The organism is Mucilaginibacter calamicampi, from assembly GCF_042676765.1.
GTDB lineage: Bacteria > Bacteroidota > Bacteroidia > Sphingobacteriales > Sphingobacteriaceae > Mucilaginibacter > Mucilaginibacter calamicampi.
This window is the reverse complement of the sequence record NZ_JBHTHU010000001.1, coordinates 466894-488978: the sequence shown is the minus strand read 5'-3', so window position 1 is coordinate 488978 and position 22085 is coordinate 466894. Positions and strand designations below refer to the sequence as shown.

Annotated in this window: 21 protein-coding genes and 2 tRNA genes; 13 read left to right on the top strand and 10 right to left on the bottom strand. The window is 41.8% G+C overall.

Going from position 1 to position 22085, the window contains the following annotated elements; all coding sequences use genetic code 11:
• Positions 1-15 precede the first annotated feature (15 nt).
• Positions 16-1263, bottom strand: coding sequence for a PQQ-dependent sugar dehydrogenase (locus ACFQZS_RS02175; protein WP_377096862.1), 1248 nt, complete (start codon positions 1261-1263; stop codon positions 16-18).
• 80 nt (positions 1264-1343) lie between these two features.
• Complete coding sequence (locus tag ACFQZS_RS02170; RefSeq protein ID WP_377096861.1) at positions 1344-1562, bottom strand: VF530 family protein; 219 nt, start codon at positions 1560-1562, stop codon at positions 1344-1346.
• 200 nt (positions 1563-1762) lie between these two features.
• Here ACFQZS_RS02170 and ACFQZS_RS02165 point away from each other — a divergent pair, with 200 nt between their 5' ends.
• Positions 1763-2734, top strand: a complete 972-nt coding sequence (locus ACFQZS_RS02165; RefSeq protein WP_377096859.1) for a DUF4097 family beta strand repeat-containing protein — start codon at positions 1763-1765, stop codon at positions 2732-2734.
• 142 nt (positions 2735-2876) lie between these two features.
• Here the strand turns inward: ACFQZS_RS02165 and ACFQZS_RS02160 are convergent, their stop codons facing one another.
• Positions 2877-3533: a 3-keto-disaccharide hydrolase gene (locus tag ACFQZS_RS02160; RefSeq protein WP_377096858.1), complete on the bottom strand. Its 657-nt coding sequence runs from the start codon at positions 3531-3533 to the stop codon at positions 2877-2879.
• A gap of 207 nt (positions 3534-3740) precedes the next feature.
• Here ACFQZS_RS02160 and ACFQZS_RS02155 point away from each other — a divergent pair, with 207 nt between their 5' ends.
• A complete protein-coding gene (locus ACFQZS_RS02155) occupies positions 3741-4178 on the top strand; it encodes a hypothetical protein (protein ID WP_377096856.1) in 438 nt (145 codons plus the stop codon).
• A gap of 235 nt (positions 4179-4413) precedes the next feature.
• Here the strand turns inward: ACFQZS_RS02155 and ACFQZS_RS02150 are convergent, their stop codons facing one another.
• Positions 4414-5028: an IMPACT family protein gene (locus tag ACFQZS_RS02150; protein ID WP_377096854.1), complete on the bottom strand. Its 615-nt coding sequence runs from the start codon at positions 5026-5028 to the stop codon at positions 4414-4416.
• An 8-nt stretch (positions 5029-5036) separates the two neighbouring features.
• Positions 5037-6083, bottom strand: a complete 1047-nt coding sequence (ribD, locus tag ACFQZS_RS02145; RefSeq protein ID WP_377096852.1) for a bifunctional diaminohydroxyphosphoribosylaminopyrimidine deaminase/5-amino-6-(5-phosphoribosylamino)uracil reductase RibD — start codon at positions 6081-6083, stop codon at positions 5037-5039.
• A gap of 34 nt (positions 6084-6117) precedes the next feature.
• Here ribD and prmC point away from each other — a divergent pair, with 34 nt between their 5' ends.
• The 3 genes from prmC to ACFQZS_RS02130 all read left to right on the top strand — a co-directional run bounded on the left by prmC (position 6118) and on the right by ACFQZS_RS02130 (position 9575).
• A complete protein-coding gene (gene prmC, locus ACFQZS_RS02140) occupies positions 6118-6969 on the top strand; it encodes a peptide chain release factor N(5)-glutamine methyltransferase (RefSeq protein ID WP_377096851.1) in 852 nt (283 codons plus the stop codon).
• Between the two features lie 36 nt (positions 6970-7005).
• A complete protein-coding gene (locus ACFQZS_RS02135; RefSeq protein WP_377096849.1) occupies positions 7006-7323 on the top strand; it encodes a phosphoribosylpyrophosphate synthetase in 318 nt (105 codons plus the stop codon).
• A gap of 116 nt (positions 7324-7439) precedes the next feature.
• The gene (locus tag ACFQZS_RS02130) at positions 7440-9575 is read left to right on the top strand and encodes a tetratricopeptide repeat protein (protein ID WP_377096847.1); all 2136 of its coding nucleotides are present in this window, start codon (positions 7440-7442) and stop codon (positions 9573-9575) included.
• On the opposite strand, the gene ACFQZS_RS02125 is transcribed toward ACFQZS_RS02130, so the two are convergent.
• From ACFQZS_RS02125 to recR, 3 genes are read right to left on the bottom strand one after another with little or no spacing between them, the layout of a single operon-like run.
• On the bottom strand, positions 9567-10382 hold the full coding sequence (locus tag ACFQZS_RS02125) for an SDR family oxidoreductase (RefSeq protein ID WP_377096845.1): 816 nt from the start codon (positions 10380-10382) through the stop codon (positions 9567-9569). The genes ACFQZS_RS02130 and ACFQZS_RS02125 overlap by 9 nt on opposite strands.
• On the bottom strand, positions 10366-11199 hold the full coding sequence (locus ACFQZS_RS02120; RefSeq protein WP_377096843.1) for a glycosyltransferase family 2 protein: 834 nt from the start codon (positions 11197-11199) through the stop codon (positions 10366-10368). Before ACFQZS_RS02120 ends, ACFQZS_RS02125 begins: the two co-directional genes overlap by 17 nt.
• 1 nt (position 11200) lies before the next feature.
• Complete coding sequence (recR, locus tag ACFQZS_RS02115; protein WP_377096842.1) at positions 11201-11818, bottom strand: recombination mediator RecR; 618 nt, start codon at positions 11816-11818, stop codon at positions 11201-11203.
• Between the two features lie 156 nt (positions 11819-11974).
• On the opposite strand from recR, the gene ACFQZS_RS02110 reads away from it, so the two are divergent.
• Genes ACFQZS_RS02110 through ACFQZS_RS02095 form a run of 4 tightly spaced genes read left to right on the top strand, consistent with a single transcriptional unit; the run spans position 11975 to position 16823 of the window.
• Complete coding sequence (locus tag ACFQZS_RS02110) at positions 11975-13456, top strand: sodium:solute symporter (protein ID WP_377096841.1); 1482 nt, start codon at positions 11975-11977, stop codon at positions 13454-13456.
• Positions 13457-13516: 60 nt separating this feature from the next.
• A complete protein-coding gene (locus tag ACFQZS_RS02105; RefSeq protein ID WP_377096840.1) occupies positions 13517-14224 on the top strand; it encodes an LOG family protein in 708 nt (235 codons plus the stop codon).
• A 35-nt stretch (positions 14225-14259) separates the two neighbouring features.
• Positions 14260-15489: a TCR/Tet family MFS transporter gene (locus ACFQZS_RS02100; RefSeq protein ID WP_377096838.1), complete on the top strand. Its 1230-nt coding sequence runs from the start codon at positions 14260-14262 to the stop codon at positions 15487-15489.
• 35 nt (positions 15490-15524) lie between these two features.
• Positions 15525-16823 carry a TCR/Tet family MFS transporter gene (locus ACFQZS_RS02095; protein ID WP_377096837.1) on the top strand — a complete coding sequence of 433 codons (1299 nt, stop codon included), beginning with the start codon at positions 15525-15527 and terminating at the stop codon, positions 16821-16823.
• On the opposite strand, the gene ACFQZS_RS02090 is transcribed toward ACFQZS_RS02095, so the two are convergent.
• Both ACFQZS_RS02090 and ACFQZS_RS02085 read right to left on the bottom strand, forming a co-directional pair.
• Positions 16807-17400 carry a DUF502 domain-containing protein gene (locus tag ACFQZS_RS02090; RefSeq protein ID WP_377096835.1) on the bottom strand — a complete coding sequence of 198 codons (594 nt, stop codon included), beginning with the start codon at positions 17398-17400 and terminating at the stop codon, positions 16807-16809. The genes ACFQZS_RS02095 and ACFQZS_RS02090 overlap by 17 nt on opposite strands.
• Before the next feature lie 15 nt (positions 17401-17415).
• On the bottom strand, positions 17416-19929 hold the full coding sequence (locus ACFQZS_RS02085; protein WP_377096833.1) for a bifunctional UDP-N-acetylmuramoyl-tripeptide:D-alanyl-D-alanine ligase/alanine racemase: 2514 nt from the start codon (positions 19927-19929) through the stop codon (positions 17416-17418).
• Positions 19930-19940: 11 nt separating this feature from the next.
• Between ACFQZS_RS02085 and ACFQZS_RS02080 the strand changes: the two genes are divergently transcribed.
• From ACFQZS_RS02080 to ACFQZS_RS02065, 4 genes are all read left to right on the top strand, one after another.
• On the top strand, positions 19941-20423 hold the full coding sequence (locus tag ACFQZS_RS02080; RefSeq protein WP_377096831.1) for a regulatory protein RecX: 483 nt from the start codon (positions 19941-19943) through the stop codon (positions 20421-20423).
• Positions 20424-20520: 97 nt separating this feature from the next.
• Positions 20521-20596, top strand: a tRNA-Gly gene (locus tag ACFQZS_RS02075).
• Positions 20597-20649: 53 nt separating this feature from the next.
• Positions 20650-20734 (top strand) — tRNA-Leu (locus ACFQZS_RS02070).
• 560 nt (positions 20735-21294) lie between these two features.
• A complete protein-coding gene (locus ACFQZS_RS02065; protein WP_377096829.1) occupies positions 21295-22044 on the top strand; it encodes a helix-turn-helix domain-containing protein in 750 nt (249 codons plus the stop codon).
• Positions 22045-22085 lie beyond the last annotated feature (41 nt).

Genomic DNA, 22085 nt, shown 5'->3' with positions numbered 1-22085 from the left:
TTATTAAAGTATTGCCTATTTACCTTTATAAGTAACCTTAAAAATAGCTCCCCTTACGTCATCAGCAATATATAAAGATCCATCGGGCCCTTCGGCTAAGCCACTTGGGCGATATTTTATTGGACCTGACGGGTTTTGAAGATCAACACCGGCTAATTCAGCAAAAATTTCCCATTCGCCGGCAGGCTTGCCATTTTTAAAGGGCACAAAAGCAACAAAATATCCTTTCTTTAATACGGTAGATTGGCTATGTAAAGCTACAAAAGCACCGTTTTTATACCGCGCCGGAAACTGATCACCATTATAAAACAACAGGTCGTTAGGTGCCAAATGCGCGGGAAATGCAATTGCCGGGTCAAGGTATTTATCTTCCACTGTTTTTATACCGTCTCCACCGTATTCAGGGGTTAGCATCTTTTTCTTTTTTATATGATCATAATATACAAACGGCCACCCGGCATCAGCCCCTTCATGCAATTCATATACGGTTTCGGCGGGTATTTCTGCGTTTTGCTGTGCTGTATAATATTGCGGAAATCTATCATCAAAATTGGCGCGCCCATGTTGCGTTGCAAATAAAGACCTGGTGTTGGTGTTCCACTCAACACCGATGGCACTTTTTATCCCCCTGGCATAATGTGTGGCATCGGCATAAGTTTGGTTAAGCTTATCGGCCTTAAATTTCCAAATACCTCCTATCGAATCTAAAAGCGGACAACCGGGCATGCCCTTGTTGGAGTCTTTCTCTCTGCATTCTTCAGAATAAGAACCAATGGCTACATATAAATTACCTTTATCATCTAAAGCTATAGATTTGGTGTTACCCGTTTTTCTTTCAACCAAACCCTGAACTATTGTTTCCGGTTTATCAGGATTGACCACTTCGCTTTTACTATTTAGCTTATATCTGAACACGCCATTATTTGAAGCGGAATACAGGTAGCCGTTATGTATTTTTATGCCCGTGCCCGGGTAAGTTGCAAAGCCTGTTTTTCTATCCATACGGCCATCATTATCCGTATCGCTTAAAAAGTAAACCCCGCTTCCCTTTTTTGCCGAATACATTTTTACATAAATATCGCCGTTGTCGGTTACCGCTATGTGCCGTGTGGTGCCCAAAGAATCGGCAACGATGCTGGCAGAAAAACCCGCCGGAAGTTTAAGATCAGCTTTATAATCAGTTAATTTTATAGCAACAGAAAAACCGGTTAAACAAACTGCGGCCAATAAAAGCCAAACCGGGTAATGAAAATTTTTGGTCATGATAATAGGTTTATAATTAACCAAAGCTACTAAATAATTAGTTATTTTATAAAGCCTTATTGTGCGTTTATAGCAGATTATCAGGCCTTATTAAAAGTATCCACATACAACTCCTCTACCTTGGTTCGTGCCCATTGGGTTTTACGCAAAAACTTAAGGCTTGATTTAATGGAAGGATCTGACACAAAGCAATTAATGCGGATGCGATAACCCAACTCTCCCCAGCCGTAGTGTGCCACCAGCTCGGTCAGTATCGTTTCCAGGGTTTTGCCGTGAAGTGGGTTGTTGGGTTGTTGCATGGAGTAAAAATACGCATTTATAAAGAGCTATTTGCGCGAAGGCATAACAGCATACACCTGTATCAGTAACGCACATTAAACGTCCGAAAATGCACGCTTGCACATTCTAATTACCTACGTAACTTGTTTTAATTCAATTACTTAATCTAAATGGCATATTAATGGAGAATATGAGGTTCAAAATATTTAAACAGCAAAAAATGAAAACATTTCTCTTATCTATAACAAGTTTGTTAGCGCTGAGCTTTAACGCTATGGCGCAAGAAACTAACTATTCTTTTAAAGAATCATATAAAATTACGACACCGGCGCAATTAGTTATTTCGTCGCATGATGGCAATATTGAAGTTTTGCCATCTGATAAAAACAGCGTTGAGGTGTATTACATTGTGAAAAGGAACAATGAGTTGCTTAAAATAGATCGTGCCACGCTGGAAAAAGAGGTAACATTGGAAGTTACGTCGGGTGCCAACATTTTAAAGATCGATATTAAGTATCCCAAGAATAGGCATTTCGCTATAATCAACAATCGACCTATAGCCAATCTTAAAATTTACGTTCCAAAACAAACAGCCTGTAATTTGCAAACTGCTGATGGCAATGTGTCTGTTACGGGGCTTTCGTCAGATCAGCTTATCAAAACAAGCGACGGCAATATCAGCGTGATCAATATAGCAGGGAATGTTGGAGGTTATACATCTGATGGGAACGTTATGGCGAGGGCTGTTAAAGGCGATGTAGATTTTAAAACATCCGACGGAAGCATCAGCCTGGACGATATTGTTGGCGATGTTTTATCCTACTCTTCGGATGGCCACCTAAAGGCAAGTAAAATTAGCGGAGATATTCTCTTAAAGACATCTGATGGTAACATTGAGCTATCAGCCATAAAAGGAGCTGTATCTGCCAGTACCTCTGACGGAAGCATAAGGGGAACGGTAAATGAGGTGAAAGGAGAAATATCGTTAACTACAGGCGACGGAAATATTGACCTGACCGTTCCGGATCTGATAGGGCTTAATCTTGACGTAGAAGGCAGTTCTATCCACACCCGCCTAAAAAATTTCTCGGGCAGTTCACAGAAACGTTCGATACAGGGCCGCTTAAACGGAGGGGGCGTTCCGGTTAAAATAAAAGCGCTTAATGGCAACATTAATTTGAGTTATAAGTAGGTTTTAGCAAACTGTGGAGGATATGATAAATAAGCGCGATATACAGTGAATTTTGTGTTAGATGGAATTGTAAGGTTGTGCGATATTAAAAGGATAAGCGACTTAAGGGGTTTCATGCACTAAATAAAAGTTGCATAGCTGCCTAATTCTTTATCTCCCGTATAAAAAGCGATTTTACATCCACAACAGTGGGGTTATGCAAATGGCAAAGCTGAAAGCCTATCTTTCCGCTGTCAAAACCTGCATTGTGCACAATGTCTATTGTTTTAACGCCATTTAGCCAGGCCTGTATATGGTGGCCGTTTGCCACTATATAATAATGGTTCCAGTCGTTAAACTTCACAACTTTGGGTATCAGCGCATCCGGAAATTTTTGCACCATGCTGGCCCTGCGCTCTTCCCAAAGCGAACCCCAATAACCTTTTCCCATATCTATCTGGTAACCGGGCGCGTCATCGTAACTCGTAGGGTTTATGCGTACGCATACCCCTGAATTGGCATCCTCATCGCCCACCATTTTTATCATCACATTCAGTTCAAAATCTGTGTATGATTTTTTTGTGTAGCTATAATGATGTTCCTTTTCTTTACCAATGGTGCCATGAAATTCGTGGTTGGTTACTTTCCAGAAAGCATTTTCAAAATTCCAGTCGTCTGCATTGGCCAGCAGATCAACCCAGCCCTTGCCCGCGGGTTTGCCGTTAACCATTTTACCGCCCGCCGGAAGCGTATTTTTTAACGTGGTATCTGCCTGTGCATTCGCGTTAGCATAAATAATAAATGGGAGTAATAGTGCCATTAACAATTGCTGGAGGCGACTTTTATGGTTTACCGGTACTTTAAGGGGGTGTTGTTGTGAGCAGATCATGCAGGTTTATTTTAAAAGTGATTGGTTATCAATTAAATAAAGGTAATAAATTTTGACAGTTTTACCCCGGGCAAGATTTGCATGTTACGTACGTTATAATATATGTATATTCGATGAGCCGGATCATATCAACGTAAAATGAAAAAATCAGTATCCTTTAGTTCCTTACTCACTATTTGTTTATTTGCGTTCAGCAACCAATTATTTGCCCAGATAAATAACGCGCCATTTAAACAGAACATGGATGTAATAGCCCGGCGTACCGACACTTTGGTTTATAAGGCCAGTGCTTTTGTGATACAACCAAATGATAAATTAGACGATCTGTTAAAACGTTTACCCAATATAACAATAGACAACCAGGGCAAACTGTATGCACAGCAGGAAAAAGTACAACAACTGTTGGTTGATGGGAATGAATTTTTTAGTGATGATCCTGTTTCGGCCGCGCATGTTTTACGGGCCGATAAAGTAGATCAGATCAGGATCTATTGGCGGTGGAGCGACCAATCATCTTTTACCGGCGTTGAAGACAATGCAAAGATCAAAACGATCAATGTGATTCTGAAGAAATAGGACACTAACGGAGTGTTGCAAAAAAATTGCCAATTTTACACTTTCTCAATAATCTGATAATCAATATATTAAATCGGTTTTACAGCTAAAATTCCTGACGAATAAGTCTGTTGCAAAGTGTTGCATGTTTAAACTTACAATAGTTGTAAACTATTGAATTTCAACCACTTGCAAAAACTACTGTTGCAAGTGTTGCAAAGTGTTGCCTATATTTCTGCAACACCTCTCCCCTTTTTTAAATGGTTTCGGTATAGCTTATCTTTAAATGCTGCAGTTTCTCCAACTTCCCTAAAACCTCGTTAACCTTAGTTTTGCGTATCCCCACCTTTAAGGTGCAAAGCATTTCAAAATGCTGGTTTACTATGGTTAGGCCGTGCTCCTTCACCACACGCATTACGTCGTTCATCTGCTCATGTGCAAATTGCAGCGTGTATATATCCTGTATCGCCCTTTCAGTCACAGTAGCTTTATCCAGGGCATCAATTGCGGCCTGTTTATACGCATTAATAAGCCCCGGAACGCCCAGCAGCGTACCGCCAAAGTAGCGCACCACAACAACCAGCACGTTCGTGATATCGCGCGATAACAGTACATTGAGAATTGGCCTGCCCGCTGTGCCGGATGGTTCGCCGTCATCATTTACTCTAAAAACAGATCTATCGGTGCCCAGGCGCATGGCCCAGCAATGGTGGTTAGCTTTAGGATGCTCGGCCTTCAACCGGCTAACAATATCTTTGATCTCTGCATCACCGTTAATAGGATAAGCATAAGCCAGGAACTTACTGCCGCGGTCGCGGAATACGCCTTCTGCAAATGTAGAAATGGTTAAATAGGTATCGTCAAACAGCATATTAAAAGCTAAGCATTGTACCAGATCTCCAGCAGATCATCGCCAGATTGCTGTTCATCAACCTTAGTGCCTGTTACTTGCAGTGCGGGGATGCCTTTATTTAAAACAGCCGTCCCGGTAAATATGCGCGCTTCATCCCACATGCCGGCATCAATAAAGGTTTGCAGCGTATGTGCCCCCCCTTCAATAATAACGGATTGGATATCCTGCAGATAAAGCTGGTACATCAGGTACTGAGGTACATAACGGTCAAAATCCTCTAAGGCTATGTATTTGTTCCTGCCTGTAATACCGGCCTTCACTTCGTTGAATATGAGCGTCTCAACGGAGTTATCAAACAGGTGCAGGCTGCTATCTAACTCCAACCTACGGTCTATTACTACCCGTTTAGGGTTTCGCCCCTCAGCGTACCTAACATTTAGCTGTGGGTTATCAATAGCAGCCGTATTTTTACCAACCAGCACCGCATCTTCCTCAGCCCGCCATTGGTGCACCAGCTTACGCGACTCAAGCCCCGTTATCCAGAACTGACTGTTATCATCCGGCGCGAAGAAGCCGTTTGACGTTTGAGCCCACTTTAAAATGATATAGGGCCGGTGTTTTTGCACCCGTGTAAAGAAACGCCGGTTAAGATGTCGGCATTCCTGCTCCAACACGCCCACGGTAACATTAATACCCGCCGCCTGCAGCTTTTCTATACCCTTGCCATCTACCTGGTCAAACGGATCGCGGCAGCCTACAACTGCATTAGGGATACGGTATTTAATGATCAGATCAGCGCAGGGTGGTGTTTTACCGTAATGAGCGCAGGGCTCGAGCGAAACGTAAATAGTGGATTGCAGCAGTAATTCCTCAGCATTATCAAATCGCTCCAACACATCATTTACAGCATTCACCTCGGCATGCGCGCCGCCGTATTTTTGGTGATACCCCTCGCCTATTATATTGCCATTATAAACTATAACCGCGCCAACCATCGGGTTAGGACTAACCGCCCCCCTTGCCAAGGCAGCAAGGTCAAGGCAGCGGCGCATGTATAATTCGTTGGTCGGCATGGTACAAAAGTAGCTTTTTATGTTACTTTGCGCTATGGAAACCGTTAAAGATGTATTTGCAGCTTACAGGGCACAATTAAAGGCGCTGTATGATGGACAGGAAGCTGATGCGATAGCTTTAACGGCCTTAAGGGAAATTACCGGGCAATCCAACGCCTACTTAAAAGCATTTCCTGAATACGAAATTAACGCTGCGGACCAATCCAAACTCAAGGAAATTTTGGATCAGCTTGTAACAGGCAGACCCTTGCAATACGTACTTGGCCATACGGAATTTTATGGCCTGCCCTTCAAAGTAAACTCATCCGTATTGATACCCCGGCCCGAAACGGAAGAATTGGTACACTGGGTGTTAAAAAGTGATCTGCCGCAAGCGGGCATTGATATTCTGGATATCGGCACAGGGAGCGGTTGCATTGCCATCAGCCTGAAAAAGAATTTGCCACAGGCCAATGTGTCGGCAATTGATATATCTGCAGCAGCTTTGAAAACGGCCCGGGAAAATGCAAAGCTGAATAAGGTGGAAGTAAACTTTATTGAAGCTGACATTTTAAACACCCAAAACGCACAACTCACAAATTATAACGTCATCATTTCAAATCCGCCCTACGTTACCCCTGCAGACAAAAGCCTGATGCATAGCAATGTAACGGACTTTGAGCCGCACACAGCGCTCTTCGTATCGGAGAATGATCCCTTAATATTTTATAAGGCAATAGCCGATCTGGCTGCTGAGAAGCTCACTAAAGGCGGCTTTTTATTTTTTGAGATCAACGAGAGTTACGGCACCCAAACTACCGAAATGCTCAAGGCGAAACTATTTAAAGAAATTGAGTTGCGAAAAGATTTGAGCGGTCGCGAGAGGATGATAAAAGCGTCGTTATAATATTTTTAGTAGCTTTATAACTCTGAACTATCTGCCATGGAAAAACAAAAATTTCATTACGCCACCGTATCCGAAGCCATAGAACAACTACGCAAACAAGGCTTTACCTGCGATTTTAATCTTAAACAAAACCAATTATTAGTTGGCGAACAGGCCTATACAGCCGACGAATTTGAAATTGTTGATATATACCGCTATGAAGGACAGACAGACCCGGGCGATGAAGCCACAGTTTATGCACTCGCGTCACCATCAGGGGTAAAAGGGGTATTGGTAGCAGGCTATGGAGCGTCAAGCGATGAGGCATCCGAAGAAACATTGAAACGCCTTCACTACAAGTATCAGCAAAAATAACCTTTGTTATAAAAATAATTGTACTTGCCAAATTTGCGCTAATAGTTATATTAGCGATAAGGTACCCGGATAATGCACCGCCAAAAACCGTTTACCGTACTATAGCCAATTAATTTATGATCTATCCCCGTTTTTATATCCGCGGTATTTTAAGGCATTGCTGTTGGCTAATACTTTTATTGTTAAGTCCGTGTTTTGCACAAACGCCAAAGATAGACAGCTTAAAATCAGAGCTTAAAAAAAACATACCCGATACCGTTCGCCTTAGACTATTAAAAAACATAGCCACCGCTTACACTCCTGTCGATCTTAAACAACGTATCTACTATTCCCTTCTAAGTAAAGATTTGGCTGTAAAAATACATGACGATAAATCTGTGGCCGAAGCGTTTTTAACTATGGGCGTAGCCTACACCATCCGCGGCCTTAACGACAGCGCTATTTATTACTATAACAAAGCATATAGTCAGGCCGAGAAAAGTAAATATGACATGGTTATGGGTAAGTGCCTTTCCAATTTGGGCTTGCTTAATGATAGGCTGGACAACGACAAGGAAGCTATACAGTATTACTTTAGGGGATTGGAAGTATTTAAGCGGATGAAATATTCGCCGGGAATAAACCAGTGTTACATAAATATCGGTTCGCTTTATTCTGACCTCGGTCAGAACGAAGTTGCAAAAAGCTACTTTGAACAAAGTTTGAAAATTGCCACGGCTGAAAAAGATGAAAAAGGAATTGCTTACGGATTATTTACGCTCGGCAGTTGTTATCAGGCGCTCAAAAAAGACCAGCTCGCATTAACCTACCTTAATAAAAGCCTTGCTATTAGAAAAAAACTGAACGATGCCAACGGGATAGGTGTGGTACAAAGAGCTAAAGGACTTGCACATTATCACCTTAAAAATTACAGCGAAGCCATATCCAATTTAGATAGCGCCCGTACCACCATGCAACAGTTAGGCGATAAATACCAGGAGGCGGCAATGATGCTGGCTTCAATTGATGTTTATTTAGCTATGGGGAGTAAAGATAAAGCAGAGTACTATGGGCTAAAAGGATTGCAGATAACCCGGGACATCGCGTCAAAATCCGGCACTTCATTGTTCCTTGAAAAACTGGTAAGTGTTTACAAAAATAAAAACGACATACCGAGTGCGTTCAAGTATCAATCCGAATACGTCTCTATTCAAGACAGCATAAAAATAGAAAAGCAGCTAAAAGACGTAACGCTGGCAGAAATAAAACGCACCAGGAGTGAGAATGCGGCACTAACCGACAATAACAGGGAGATAGCGTCAGAAAATACCGGATACCTCACTAAGCTACAACGATATAACAATATCCTGGTCATTATTGTAGCTACCCTGGCTTCGGCAGTATTGATTGTAATTGTACTATACAGACGCAACAAGGAAAAGCAACTGGCTAACCAGCAGTTGCTCCATCAAAAGGAAGAAATAGCGCAGATAAACAAAGAACTTGAGTACCTCAATGAAGAGATAAACGCGCAAATGGAGCTTACAACGGCCCAAAATGCCGAGTTGGAAAGATTGAACGCTGTAAAAAACAAATTCTTCTCCATTATCTCGCATGATCTGCGCGGGCCTCTTAATACTTTACAAACCTTATTCAGCATTTACCGTGAAGGCGATATAAAAGAAAGCGAGTTACGCATGCTGCTTGGCCGTTTAGAAGATACCATATTAACTACAGGGGCATTTCTGGACAATCTGCTGGAGTGGTCAAAAAGCCAGCTGGAGGGAATAGTTGTACAAGCATTGGATTTTGACGTAAAGGATACGATAACAGATAACCTGCATTTGTTTAAAACCAAAATAGAATTTAAGGGCCTTAAGGTGACCAATAAGGTTAAACAACCTGTTTTTGCACATGCTGACCCAAACATGGTAAGGTTGGTAGTACGCAACCTTTTATCCAACAGTATAAAGTTTTGTAAAAGCGGGGATAAAATAGAATTGGCCGCCATTATTGAAGGCGATAGCGTTATAATCACTATCAAAGATACCGGACCAGGTATTAGTGAAAACGAGGTGGAAAAACTTTTCAGCCTTGAACATGCTGTGAGCACCAGTGATCAGGGTGAAAAAGGTAACAGGCTGGGCTTGATACTTTGCCGTGATATGATCGTACAAAATGGGGGCACGCTAACGTTTGAAACAAAACTAAACGAGGGAACTACCTTCCACATAACGCTACCTGCAGGTAAACAGTCAGATACCTTATTTTAACAGGGCGTCCTTTTCTTTGGTAAACACGTTATAAACAAGCTTATCCAATAAAGCAGGTAAAACTTTGCTTAGCAAAACGGTTAATTTACCCTGGCCTGTCATAATTAATGTTCGCGACCTGGTTTCAACACCATCACCAATAACTGCGGCAACCTGCTCAGCTGTCATCATTTTTTCCTCGTGTAAAGTACTTTCCCCCTGCTGAACGCCGTCTTTATTAAGCGCCGTATTGCGAATGTTAGAAGCGGTGAAACCCGGGCAGGCCGTAAGCACATGTACCCCGGTTTTTAAATTCTCAACTCTTAAAGCATCTAAAAAACCATTCATGGCAAATTTTGATGCAGAATAGCCTGTTCTTCCCGGCAAACCTTTGTATCCGGCGATAGACGATACGCCTACCACCGTGCCTTTAGTTTTTAAAAGCTCGGGCATGGCATATTTGGTGCAGTATACCATTCCCCAAAAATTAACGTCCATCAGTGATTTAAGCACCTCCACATCGGCATCTTTAAACAGCGCGCGCATAGAAATGCCCGCGTTATTTACCAAGACATCAATTTTACCGAAAGTTAATACTGCTTGCTTTATCAGGTGTTCACAATCGCTCTCTGACACAACATCACATTGCACAGCTAACGCCTTTACATTGTATTGCTGCTCCAACGACTGTGCTATTTCGCAAAGCGTTACATACTGGCGCGCGCCTAATACCAGGTTAGCGCCACGTTTTGCAAATTCAATAGCTAATGCTTTGCCGATGCCGGAGGAGGCACCGGTAATAATAACTGCCTTATCGTTCAACTTCATATTGTGCCGGGTACAGCTGTATGCCCGGTACTTTTATTTCAGGCAATTTAAACAGGTACTTGGAGGCGAAGATAATCATAGCACCATAAAAATGCTTTATGAAAGCCCAGCTAAATTTAGGAACATACTGGGTTTTAAAGTTGATGATATATGTTTTTGGGTAATAATAGTTTTTAAACCCCGCCAAACGCATACGGTAGGAAAGATCAATATCATATCCATATTGATGGAAGCGCTCGTCAAAGCCGCCTATTTCGTTAAATACCGAGCGGCGTACTAACATAAACGCGCCGTTAAGGATATCTATCTCAGAAGTTTGGAACTCCTGCACCCACTCTTTGTTATTACGATTGGTTAAACGCGATTTTGGAAAATGCTTAGCAAGGCCTGTTAGTTTAAAAAAACTTATCCAGGGCGTAGTTAACCCGCGATTCGACTCTTGCAGAAATGATCCCTGCGGTCCTAACATACGCACACCCAAGCCACTAACGTCCTCGTGTTCACTCATATAGGCAGTGACCTTTTCTAAGGTCTCTTTTCCTAAAATAACATCAGGGTTGACCAATAAAATATACTCACCCCTTGAAGCCTGAATACCTTGATTAGCCGCTTTGGCAATGCCCTCATTAACTTTGTTGGCAATAACCCTAAACTGAGGGTAGTCAGTGTTAAGCATTTCAAGTGTATTATCCGCAGACGCGTTATCCACTATAATTACTTCATTATCAGCTGAATTAGCTGATTTTATTAAAGAATTAAGCGTAAGCTTTAACAGATCACATCTGTTATGATTTACTACAACTACAGATATTTTCATACTACTTGGTTAATGAGTTCTCGTACGGAACGCGTGTTACGATAGATCGGCCTAAAGTGATCTCGTCAACGTACTCTAACTCACCTCCAAATGCTATGCCACGGGCAATAGTTGAAATGTTAATGTTGAAATGTTTTAATTTTTTGTGCAGATAGAAGATGGTGGTATCTCCCTCCATAGTTGCGCTAAGGGCAAATATTACTTCTCTCACTTCGCCGTCCTTTAGCCGTTCCACTAATGAATCCACCTGAAGATCAGATGGACCTATGCCATCCATGGGCGATATCAATCCTCCTAATACATGGTACAAACCATTGAACTGACTGGTGTTTTCAATGGCCATTACATCGCGCGTATCCTCAACAACGCAAATCACACTCGCGTCTCTTTTGTGTGATGAACATATCTCACAAATACTGGTGTCTGATATGTTATGACAGCGGGTGCAAAACTGGATCTCGTTACGCAGTTTGGTGATAGCGTGGCTGAATTGCTCTACCTCCTGCTTATTTTGATTAAGCAGATGCAGCACCAAGCGCAAAGCTGTTTTTTGCCCTACCCCCGGTAGTCTGGCAAACTCTGCAACTGCATTTTCCAAAAGCTTGGATGAGAAATTCATTTTGCGAAAGTAAGAAATATTAGGTAAATCGCTTAGCGTTGTATTGCCGATGTCATGCCGAACTTGTTTCGGCACTCATCCGCTCACCATGTATGTGGGGTGCTGAAACAAGTTCAGCATGACATTAATTAATGACTTTCGGACTAAAAAAGAAATATGTCATCAGGTATACTCTTATCTTTTATAATCGGCTACTTTTTAGTGCTTCTGCTTATATCGTGGCTTACCTCACGCAAATCAGCCGACAACGATACTTTCTTCGTGGCCAACCGCAACTCTAAATGGTACCTGGTTGCTTTTGGCATGATTGGCACTGCGTTAAGCGGCGTAACCTTTATTTCAGTACCCGGCAAAGTTGGCGCGCCCAGCGGTGATCAGTTTGCTTATTTCCAGTTTATTTTAGGTAATGCGGCCGGATTTATAATTGTGGCTACAGTATTATTGCCTTTGTACTATCGCATGAAGCTAACGTCGATATATAGCTATATTGAACACGCTTTAGGTACCTGGAGCTATAAAACAGCCGCCGGGATATTTTTATTAAGCAGAACCATCGGTTCAGCCTTCAGATTGTATTTGGTAGTTATTGTTTTACAGCGATTTATATTTGACAGCTATGGCATTCCGTTTTTTGCTACGGTAATTATTTGCTTACTGCTAATATGGGCCTATACGTTTAAAGGCGGCCTTAAAACCATCATTATAACAGATAGTCTGCAAACGCTTTTCCTGGTGTCATCGGTTTTCCTGTCAATTTATTTTATTTGCCGAAGCCTTGATATGAGTATTTTTGAAGCGGTTGAAGCGGTTAAAAACAGCAGTTACTCCAAAATATTTTTCTTCGATGATTTCATGACCAGCCATTTTCACATCGGCAAGCAATTCATAGGGGGCATGTTCATTACAATTGGCATGGTTGGCTTGGATCAGGATCTGATGCAGAAAAACCTTAGCCTTAAAAACATCCGCGAAGCGCAAAAAAACATGTTCAGTTTTACGGGGGTGTTTGTGGTGATAAACATCTTCTTTTTATGCGTGGGCGCTATGCTGTATATGTATGCGGCTAAATATGGCGTAACAGTTGAAAAAACGGACTACCTCTACCCTACCATCGCGCTAAAATACCTGGGCGTTATACCTGCCATTGTGTTTATGCTGGGGCTAACTGCAGCTACTTTTGCTACCACAGACTCTGCCCTTACAGCACTTACCACATCTTTTTGTGTCGACTTTTTAAACTTTAATAAAGGCAAAGATGTTAACAGTAAAGCAAACGTAGCTACACGGCACTATGTTCACATCGGTTTTTCGGTATTGCTGCTTTTAACAATTGTTATTTTTAACGCTATAAATAACGACGCGGTTGTGAGCGCTATTTTCAAGGTAGCATCATATACTTACGGGCCGTTACTTGGCTTATATTCGTTTGGGTTATTTATGGGTGGCAGACAGGTAAAAGATAAGCTTGTACCTTTTATATGTTTAATTTCGCCGGCAATATGTTATTACCTCAGTTCGCATTCAACAGCGCTTTTTGGTTATACATTTGATAACGAATTAATATTGGTTAACGGATCGATAACCTTTATCGGGTTGCTGATTACCTCATCAGCGAAAAAAGAGACACTGAAAGCCTGATTTTCAGTTAATAATAAGATTTTTTGAAACAGATATAAATTATAAAGGTTTAAGAGAGATATGACCGGAGACGAAAAATTACGAAGAGCGTTTGATAACAAAAACTGGCAGGAGATAAAGGTTACCGACTCGTGGCAGATATTTAAAATAATGGCCGAATTTGTTGACGGCTTTGAGAAACTGGCACGCATTGGGCCTTGTGTTTCCATATTTGGTTCAGCACGCACAAAAAACGATCATTTATACTATAAAATGACCGAAGAAATAGCTCGTTTACTTACCGAAAGAGGTTATGGTGTTATATCAGGCGGCGGGCCGGGGATTATGGAAGCTGCTAACAAGGGCGCTTACGAGGCCGGAGGTAAATCTGTAGGCTTAAACATTGAGCTGCCGTTTGAGCAGTTTAACAACAAGTACATTGACAGGGACAAACTACTGGAGTTTGATTACTTTTTTATACGTAAAGTAATGTTCATGAAATATTCACAAGGCTTTATCGTGTTGCCCGGTGGTTTCGGCACTATGGATGAGGCTTTTGAAGCGATGACGCTGATACAGACAGGCAAAATAGCACGTTTCCCGATTGTGTTTGTGGGTACTGATTACTGGGGTGGCTTGTTTGAATGGGTATCTAAAAACATGCTGGAAAAAGAGCACAATATACACCCTGACGATCTGAACCTTTACCGCTTGGTGGATACGGCAGAGGAAGCAACGGAGCATATCTTCCGTTTCTACGACAAATATGTATTGAAACCAAACTTTTAATCCATCAACAAACTTATCAGCATTTAACAACACTAATGGAACTACCCGACAAGCAGAAAAAGGCCAGTCTGGGCTTTATTTTTGCTACGTTACTAATTGACGTTATGGGGCTGGGTATTATTATACCGGTTATCCCCAAGCTAATAGCACATCTTATTCATGGTAGTTTAAGCGATGCTTCCGCCTATGCGGGCTGGCTTACCGCGGCTTATGCCATTATGCAGTTTGCATGCGCTCCTTTAATAGGTAACCTGAGCGACAAATTTGGCCGCAGGCCCGTGTTATTGTGTTCCCTGGTTGGATTTGGTATAGATTACCTGTTTTCGGCGTTTGCGCCTACTATTGCCTGGCTGTTTGTGGGCAGAATTGTGGCCGGAATAACCGGGGCAAGTTTCACCACGGCAACCGCCTATATTGCCGACGTAAGCTCGCCGGAGAAACGCGCGCAAAATTTCGGAATGATTGGCGCGGCTTTTGGCCTTGGCTTTATAATAGGGCCCGTAATTGGCGGTATATTAGGTAAACATGACATGCATTATCCATTTATTGCAGCAGCAATATTGGCTTTTGCAAATGCAACCTACGGCTATTTTATGTTGCCGGAATCATTACCTGTTGAACACAGACGTCCATTAGATCTTAAAAAGATCAATCCGTTTACATCTGTTTTTAGATTAAAAAAATACGACTCGGTAGTTGGTTTGGCGGTGGTTTTATTCCTGGTTTATTTTGCTGGTCAGGCTGTACAAAGCGTTTGGACCTTTTATACCATGTATAAGTTTCATTGGAACGAAGATTGGGTAGGTTATTCTTTAGGTTTTGTTGGCTTGATGATAGGTGCGGTACAAGGAGGGTTGATCAGAATTATACTACCCAAATTTGGCGAACAACGCAGCATCTGGATAGGCTTATTACTTTATTCTGCCGGGCTTATTTTATTTGCATTTGCCACTCAAGGCTGGATGATGTTTGCCATACTGGTACCCTACTGCCTTGGCGGTATAGCCGGCCCCGCCATACAGGGTTATATGAGTAACAAGGTGCCTGCCAATGAGCAGGGCAACCTGCAAGGCGGCCTTACGGGATTAATGAGCCTGAGTTCAATCTTTGGCCCGTTGGTAATGACGGAGTCTTTTTATTATTTTACCCGCCCTGATAGTAAAGTCCATTTTCCGGGTGCGCCTTTTATTATAGGGGCTATTTTAATGCTGATGGGCGCATTTTTTGCAATAAGGAGTTTTAAAAGAAACACAAAATTAACTTAATGGTTATTAGTAAGGTTTAATTTCGGCCCTTTAATATGTCTGCACAACTTACGCCTGAGTCTGATAAAACTTCTGTAAACAAAACCGGCAAAAAGCGGTCCGCGGCATTGGGTTTTATTTTCATTACCATATTTATTGATGTATTGGGTTTGGGCATTATAGTACCTGTGCTACCCAAACTTTTAGAAACGCTTGGCCACATAGATGTTAGCACAGCTTCAAAATACAGCGGTTGGCTAAACTTTGTATATGCCAGCATGCAATTATTGTTTGCTTCTGTTATAGGCGGCCTAAGCGATAAATATGGCCGGCGCCCCGTTCTGCTTATCTCCTTATTCGGGTTTAGTATTGATTATTTGTTTATGGCCTTTGCTCCTACAATTGCATGGCTGTTTGTAGGGCGTTTTATAGCAGGCGTTGCCGGTGCAAGTAACGCAACTGCCACGGCCTATATTTCTGATATAAGTACAGGCCATAAACGCGCTGCCAATTTTGGCTTGGTAGGGGCTGCGTCGGGTTTCGGCTTTATAATAGGGATAGGCTTAGGCGCATATTTGGGCGATCTTAATTTAAAATTCCCATTCCTGGCTGCCGCCGGATTTGCATTTTTTAATGCATTGTATGGCTTTTTTGTATTGCCGGAATCATTAAAACCGCAGCATCGCCGCAATTTTGAATGGAAACGTGCCAACCCCGTGGGTGCGCTGGTCACTATCTTTAAACGCCACCCTGAGCTGGGCGGATTGATCAGTGTGTTAACGCTGGTTTACACGGCCCAAAAATCGGTGGAGTACCTTTTATCATTCTATTTGTTTGAGAAGTTTGAGTGGACCCTGAACAGCGTAGGTACGCTGGGTATTTTTATAGGGGTGCTGTTGGTGGGTATACAAGGCGGGCTCATCCGTTACACCATACCTAAATTCGGTCAGCAAAAAAACATAGTAGCGGGCTTAATTTTTTACGCGATAGGGCTTATTCTGATTGCCTTTGCCACCCAGGGCTGGATGATGTACCTGTTTATGATACCTTATTGTCTTGGGGGAATAGGCGGCCCTGCATTGCAGGCATTTGCTACGGAAAAGGTTGCAAACAACGAACAAGGTGAGCTGCAAGGCGCTATAACGATTGTTAATAGCCTGAGTGTAATTGTAGGGCCATTATTGTTTGGCTATACGTTTTATGCTTCTACCAATAAAAATGGTGCATGGTATTTTCCGGGCTTTTCCTATTTGATAGGCGCCCTTATGGTGTTAATTGCTATGTTTATTGTGATAAAAGGTTTCAGAAAAGCTGCCGCTGATAAACGCAAGCCGGTGATTAATCCAGCCCACTAACACCGCCAGAGATAACGAACTTCATCATATCTGCCGCATTTTTATCAAGCGGCTTAACTTTGTTGGCAGCAATGATAACCACCTGCCCGGCAAACGAGTAAGAATACGGGAAGTAAACAGCTACCTCGCCCGGAAGACCCAATTTGGACAGATCCTTTTGTACCAGGAAACCTATCTTTTTTAAACCAAACTCGTTAACCTCCACTATAACGGCTTCGTTAAATTTCTTTTCGTCGCCAACAAAAGCATTGGTAAGATCTTTAATAGACGAATACAAAAATTTAAAAAGAGGCAAACGGTTTAGCCATCGGTTAAACCATTTTTTTATAGGGTCTGTAATTACGTTGGTTACCAGCACGCCGGCAATCATTATCAAAACAAAAACGTTCAGAATGCCCAATCCAGGAATATGGATAGGCTCGCCGTCCCTGTTAGCCAGAATAACGTCGCTGATGTTAAGCGCGTTATCAATAGTGGATACGGCCCAATAGATCAAAAATATAGCGGCACCAATAGGCACAACAACTATAACACCCTTTAGAAAATAATTTAACAGCGCACCAATTACCTTCTTCATATCTTGCTAATATTTCTACTCGTAAAAGTACACCCTTTTTACGCGTTGCGAAATATTAGTTAAAATTTCATAGGGAATAGTACCGATCTGAGTAGCCAGCTCTTCTATACGGTACTCATTGTTAAATACTATTACGTCATCCCCCTCTTCTACATTCAATGCTGTAACATCAATCATGGTCATATCCATTGATATGTTGCCTATGGTAGGTACCAAAGTGCCATTTACCAGCATTTTACCTACACCATTTCCAAAGGCCCTTAAGTAACCATCAGCGTAACCTATGCGCACGGTGGCTATTTTGCCATCATCAGCCATAAGGCCCTTTCTTGAATAGCCTATCGTATCACCAGCCGTTACTTTGCGCACTTGCGAAACACTGGTTTTTAAGGTAGCAATGGGCTGTAAAACACCTTCTGTGGGTGGTACAGCAGCATCAACTCCATACAAGCCAATACCCAATCTTACCATATCGTATTGCGCTGCCGGCCATCGGGTAATTCCGGATGTATTGCATAAATGTTTGATGACCTTATACCCTAATGCTTCTTCTATTTTTTTGTAGGAGGTATCAAAGCGTTTTATCTGGGTTTCGGTAAAACCATCATGCTCAGCTGCATCGCTGGCTACCAAATGAGAGAATACCGATTTAATATGGATATACTTATTTATCTCCAGCATATCACACAAGGTATCTACCTCAAATTCTTCAAAGCCAAGGCGGTGCATGCCGGTATCTAACTTAATGTGCACCGGATAGGCAGAAATTTCGTTCAACTGGGCATATTTAACAAACTCATCTAACAAACCAAAGCTGTACATAACGGGCTCTAATTTATATTCTACCAGCTTATCAAACGCAGAATATTCAGCGTTCATTACAGTAATTGGCAATGTAATACCCGATTGCCTTAGTGTAACGCCTTCGTCTGCGTAAGCCACCGCCAGATAATCTACCTTGTTGTATTGCAGCATATTGGCCAGTTCAAAGGTGCCGCTGCCGTAGCTGAATGCCTTTACCATAGCCATCACCTTAACGCCAGGCTTTAGTTTAGCCTTGTAGTAGTTGAGGTTATTAAGCAAGGCATTTAAATTAATCTCCATCACCGTCTCATGATTCTTCTGCGATAGCAACCTGCTTATCCGTTCAAACTCAAAGCTGCGCGAACCTTTTATCAGAATGGTCTCGTCTCTAAACCGCAGCGTATTGAGTTTAGCCAGCAAGGCATTAGTATCTGCAAAAAAATGCTTTTCGGGTACATTTATAGTGTCCTGCCGGCTCATCAGGGCTTCTCCTACTCCAATAAACCTGTCTATGGTTTTACTATGCACCAGTTCGGCTACTTGTTTATAGAGTATCTCTTCAGATAATCCGGATTGAAAGATATCTGACAGAATAAGTGTCTTTTTTTTATGCTGATTCTGTTGATTCAAAAAATTAAGCGCTATCTCTAACGATTGGATATCTGAATTGTAGGTATCGTCAATAACAGAACAATCATTGGTGCCGTTCTTAAGCTCCAACCGCATGCTCACAGCGGTAAGCCGCTCAATACGCTTATCAGCTTCAACAGGCGAGTAACCTAAGGCCAGCATGGTGGCCCAGCACGTTATCGCATTCTCAACAGAAGCCTCGTCAGTAAACGGAACAAGGCACTCAATTTCCTGCTCTTTGTATTTAGCACGCAGGTAATAACTTTTGGAGATAACGGTCTCGCTAAAAACGTACAGATCCGCCTGGCGGAAGGTTCGGCTCCACGTAAAACAATTGTCAGCTATTATTTCGTCTTTATAGTCCGTTACCTGGTCATAATTATAAATCGCTAACCTGCAGCCAACAAACAGCTTTAATTTTTCGCGCACTTTGCCTTTAAAATCCTCAAAGCCTTCGTTGTGGGCAGGGCCTAAATGGGTAAGCACACCCACAGATGGCTTTATGATCTCTTTCAATCTATCCATTTCGCCGGGCATAGAAATACCTGCCTCAAAAACACCCAACTCGTTCTTCTCGCTCATTTGCCATACAGACAAAGGCACCCCTATTTGCGAGTTATAACTTTTAGGATTTCGCACAACGTTTTTATCAATGGCAAATAGCTGATAGAGCCATTCTTTTACAATGGTTTTGCCATTGCTACCCGTAATGCCTATCACTTCAATATTAAAGCGGTCGCGGTGATGGGTTGCTAATTGCTGCAAGGCGGTAAGCACATCAGGTACTATCATGAAATTAGCATGCGGTAACTTTATCTCAGGGCCCTGTTTTACTACAAAATTGCGCACACCGGCGGCGTAAGCTTCGGCAATAAAGGCATGCCCGTTGCGCCTGCCACTCAGGGCAAAAAATAAGCCATCAGCGGCGTTGGTTATACGGCGGCTATCGGTAAGCAATACGCTGATAATGTCATCCGTAATAATGTCGCCTTCGGCTGTAATAATAGTCTTAACCTGCTGAATGGTGTATTGATTGCTGAGCATATATGACGCTAATTTGCTTATATTTCTGCCAATAGAAGAAATTTTTGGCATTTTTGGTTTTTATGGACGCTCCAAAAAAACAAAAAATAATTGATGAGCAACTTGCGCTTGAAAAAGCCGGGAATTATTGCGCCTATCAGGAGCGATCGCAACAGGAGGTTAGAGATAAATTATATGAGTGGGGACTTTGGCCCGCTGCCGTTGAAAATGTAATTGTAAAATTGATTGGCGATGGCTTTTTAAATGAAGAACGCTTTGCTAAAGCATACGCTACGGGTAAATTCAGACAAAAAGCATGGGGAAAGATCAAGATAAAACAAGGGCTTAAACTAAAAAAAGTGCCGGATGTGCTGATAAAAAAAGCGCTGAACGGCATTAATTACGACGACTACCTGGAGACCTTGCTCAATATTATGGAAAAAAAGGCCGCCTTATTAAAGGAGGGCGACACCTACAAACGCCGCTATAAACTGCATCAGTATGCCATGAGCAGGGGTTTTGAGAGTGATTTGATAAATGATGTTTTGACAACCAGCCACTTATAAAAAACTTTAAAAAATTATTAAATTTACTCTTGCATAAAGTTCAAAACTGTCTATATTTGCACTCCGCAACGCAAAAGCGCTAAACGGAAACACCAACGCGAAAGTAGCTCAGTTGGTAGAGCACGACCTTGCCAAGGTCGGGGTCGCGAGTTCGAATCTCGTCTTTCGCTCCAATAACACCCTTCTGAACTAACAGAGGGGTTTTATTTTTAAAAGGTTAACACCTGCTCAGATGGTGGAACTGGTAGACACGCAGGACTTAAAATCCTGTTCCCGTAAACGGAGTGCGGGTTCGATTCCCGCTCTGAGTACAAAGCCTGATACACGCCCGTATCGGGCTTTGTTGTTTTTTAGCCTGTAAGTGTAGCCGTATACGGGTATACACCTATTTACATATTGTATACACCAAATAGCATAAAAACTTATTAATTAGGCACTTATTCAATCTGTTTTTCGTGCTTATTGACATAAAAATACTAAAAAATGCAAAATACAACCAATAGTTGTATACACCCTTTGTGTGTTTTGTACACACAAGTTTGCGCAATAAACATCCCTCTTTCTGCATCAATACTTTCGCGATCAGCAAAGTGAACTATTTGAATATGGGTGTTTAGCGTATTTTTGTTTATAAAAGTCTGTTATTGTATATTGCGTGTAAGACTTTTACATTAATTAAAATTTGAACAAGTCGAACTTCTATACCTAAAATGAAATTAATAGCATTTACCCCATGTCAGTCCGCAGAGTTCTAAGGCATAGTTTCTCTCTTTTGCACGTGGACTATGTGAAACTAAATAGTAAATGGAATTATAGAAGTGTAATCAGTCCCTATCATCGTATATATTACATTGACGATGGAGAAGGAGAATTGTCTGATTCTGATAAAAAATTCAAATTAGAAGCGGGATATCTTTACATTATACCAAGTTACACCTTGTGTGATTTAACCTGTACCAGTTTTTTAAGTCAATATTTTGTCCAGTTTTTTGAAGAATCATTAGAGGGAGAATCCTTGTTTCCTGCAAACCCCTCTATATTGAAAGTGAAAGCATCTGAAGTTGATGTCATCAATTTCAGGCGATTGATCGAAATAAACCCCGGTAGAGGGATTAATCGCTCCGATAACCCCCAGGTTTATGAAAAGCACGTTTATTATAAAGAATATCAGCAATTAAATAACCATCAAAACTTATCTGTTTTCCTGGAAACGCAGGGAATTTTACTGCAATTTATATCCCGCTTCACATTACCTGAAATATTTAAGAAAAAACGTCAACAGTTTATTCCTGAGAAAATTTTGGATGCCATGCGGTTTGTACAAGCTAACCTGCATTTACCTTTAACGGTTGCATCATTAGCCGAAAGGGCAAATCAAAATGCCGAATATTTTTCGAGGACGTTTGAGGCGCATACCGGAACGCGGCCATTGGCCTACATTACACAAAAAAGAGTTGAGCGTGCCCAACATATGATTGGAGCAAGCAGACACTCTTATGAATCGATAGCTGAATTAACTGGTTTTAAAAGTTTATCAAACTTTTCAAGAACATTCAAAAGAGTTACCGGACTTTCGCCGAGCGCTTATAAACGTCGTATAAATAGTTCGTACTCCAATTAAATTACCAAAAGTCAGGTTTGGTGCAAAAAATAGTCTGTTTC

Coding starts and splice junctions, on each gene's coding strand:
- ACFQZS_RS02175 (WP_377096862.1), bottom strand. CDS start 1,263: ATGACCAAAAATTTTCATTACCCGGTTTGGCTTTTATTGGCCGCAGTT.
- ACFQZS_RS02170 (WP_377096861.1), bottom strand. CDS start 1,562: ATGCAACAACCCAACAACCCACTTCACGGCAAAACCCTGGAAACGATA.
- ACFQZS_RS02165 (WP_377096859.1), top strand. CDS start 1,763: ATGAAAACATTTCTCTTATCTATAACAAGTTTGTTAGCGCTGAGCTTT.
- ACFQZS_RS02160 (WP_377096858.1), bottom strand. CDS start 3,533: ATGGCACTATTACTCCCATTTATTATTTATGCTAACGCGAATGCACAG.
- ACFQZS_RS02155 (WP_377096856.1), top strand. CDS start 3,741: ATGAAAAAATCAGTATCCTTTAGTTCCTTACTCACTATTTGTTTATTT.
- ACFQZS_RS02150 (WP_377096854.1), bottom strand. CDS start 5,028: ATGCTGTTTGACGATACCTATTTAACCATTTCTACATTTGCAGAAGGC.
- ribD (WP_377096852.1), bottom strand. CDS start 6,083: ATGCCGACCAACGAATTATACATGCGCCGCTGCCTTGACCTTGCTGCC.
- prmC (WP_377096851.1), top strand. CDS start 6,118: ATGGAAACCGTTAAAGATGTATTTGCAGCTTACAGGGCACAATTAAAG.
- ACFQZS_RS02135 (WP_377096849.1), top strand. CDS start 7,006: ATGGAAAAACAAAAATTTCATTACGCCACCGTATCCGAAGCCATAGAA.
- ACFQZS_RS02130 (WP_377096847.1), top strand. CDS start 7,440: ATGATCTATCCCCGTTTTTATATCCGCGGTATTTTAAGGCATTGCTGT.
- ACFQZS_RS02125 (WP_377096845.1), bottom strand. CDS start 10,382: ATGAAGTTGAACGATAAGGCAGTTATTATTACCGGTGCCTCCTCCGGC.
- ACFQZS_RS02120 (WP_377096843.1), bottom strand. CDS start 11,199: ATGAAAATATCTGTAGTTGTAGTAAATCATAACAGATGTGATCTGTTA.
- recR (WP_377096842.1), bottom strand. CDS start 11,818: ATGAATTTCTCATCCAAGCTTTTGGAAAATGCAGTTGCAGAGTTTGCC.
- ACFQZS_RS02110 (WP_377096841.1), top strand. CDS start 11,975: ATGTCATCAGGTATACTCTTATCTTTTATAATCGGCTACTTTTTAGTG.
- ACFQZS_RS02105 (WP_377096840.1), top strand. CDS start 13,517: ATGACCGGAGACGAAAAATTACGAAGAGCGTTTGATAACAAAAACTGG.
- ACFQZS_RS02100 (WP_377096838.1), top strand. CDS start 14,260: ATGGAACTACCCGACAAGCAGAAAAAGGCCAGTCTGGGCTTTATTTTT.
- ACFQZS_RS02095 (WP_377096837.1), top strand. CDS start 15,525: ATGTCTGCACAACTTACGCCTGAGTCTGATAAAACTTCTGTAAACAAA.
- ACFQZS_RS02090 (WP_377096835.1), bottom strand. CDS start 17,400: ATGAAGAAGGTAATTGGTGCGCTGTTAAATTATTTTCTAAAGGGTGTT.
- ACFQZS_RS02085 (WP_377096833.1), bottom strand. CDS start 19,929: ATGCCAAAAATTTCTTCTATTGGCAGAAATATAAGCAAATTAGCGTCA.
- ACFQZS_RS02080 (WP_377096831.1), top strand. CDS start 19,941: ATGGACGCTCCAAAAAAACAAAAAATAATTGATGAGCAACTTGCGCTT.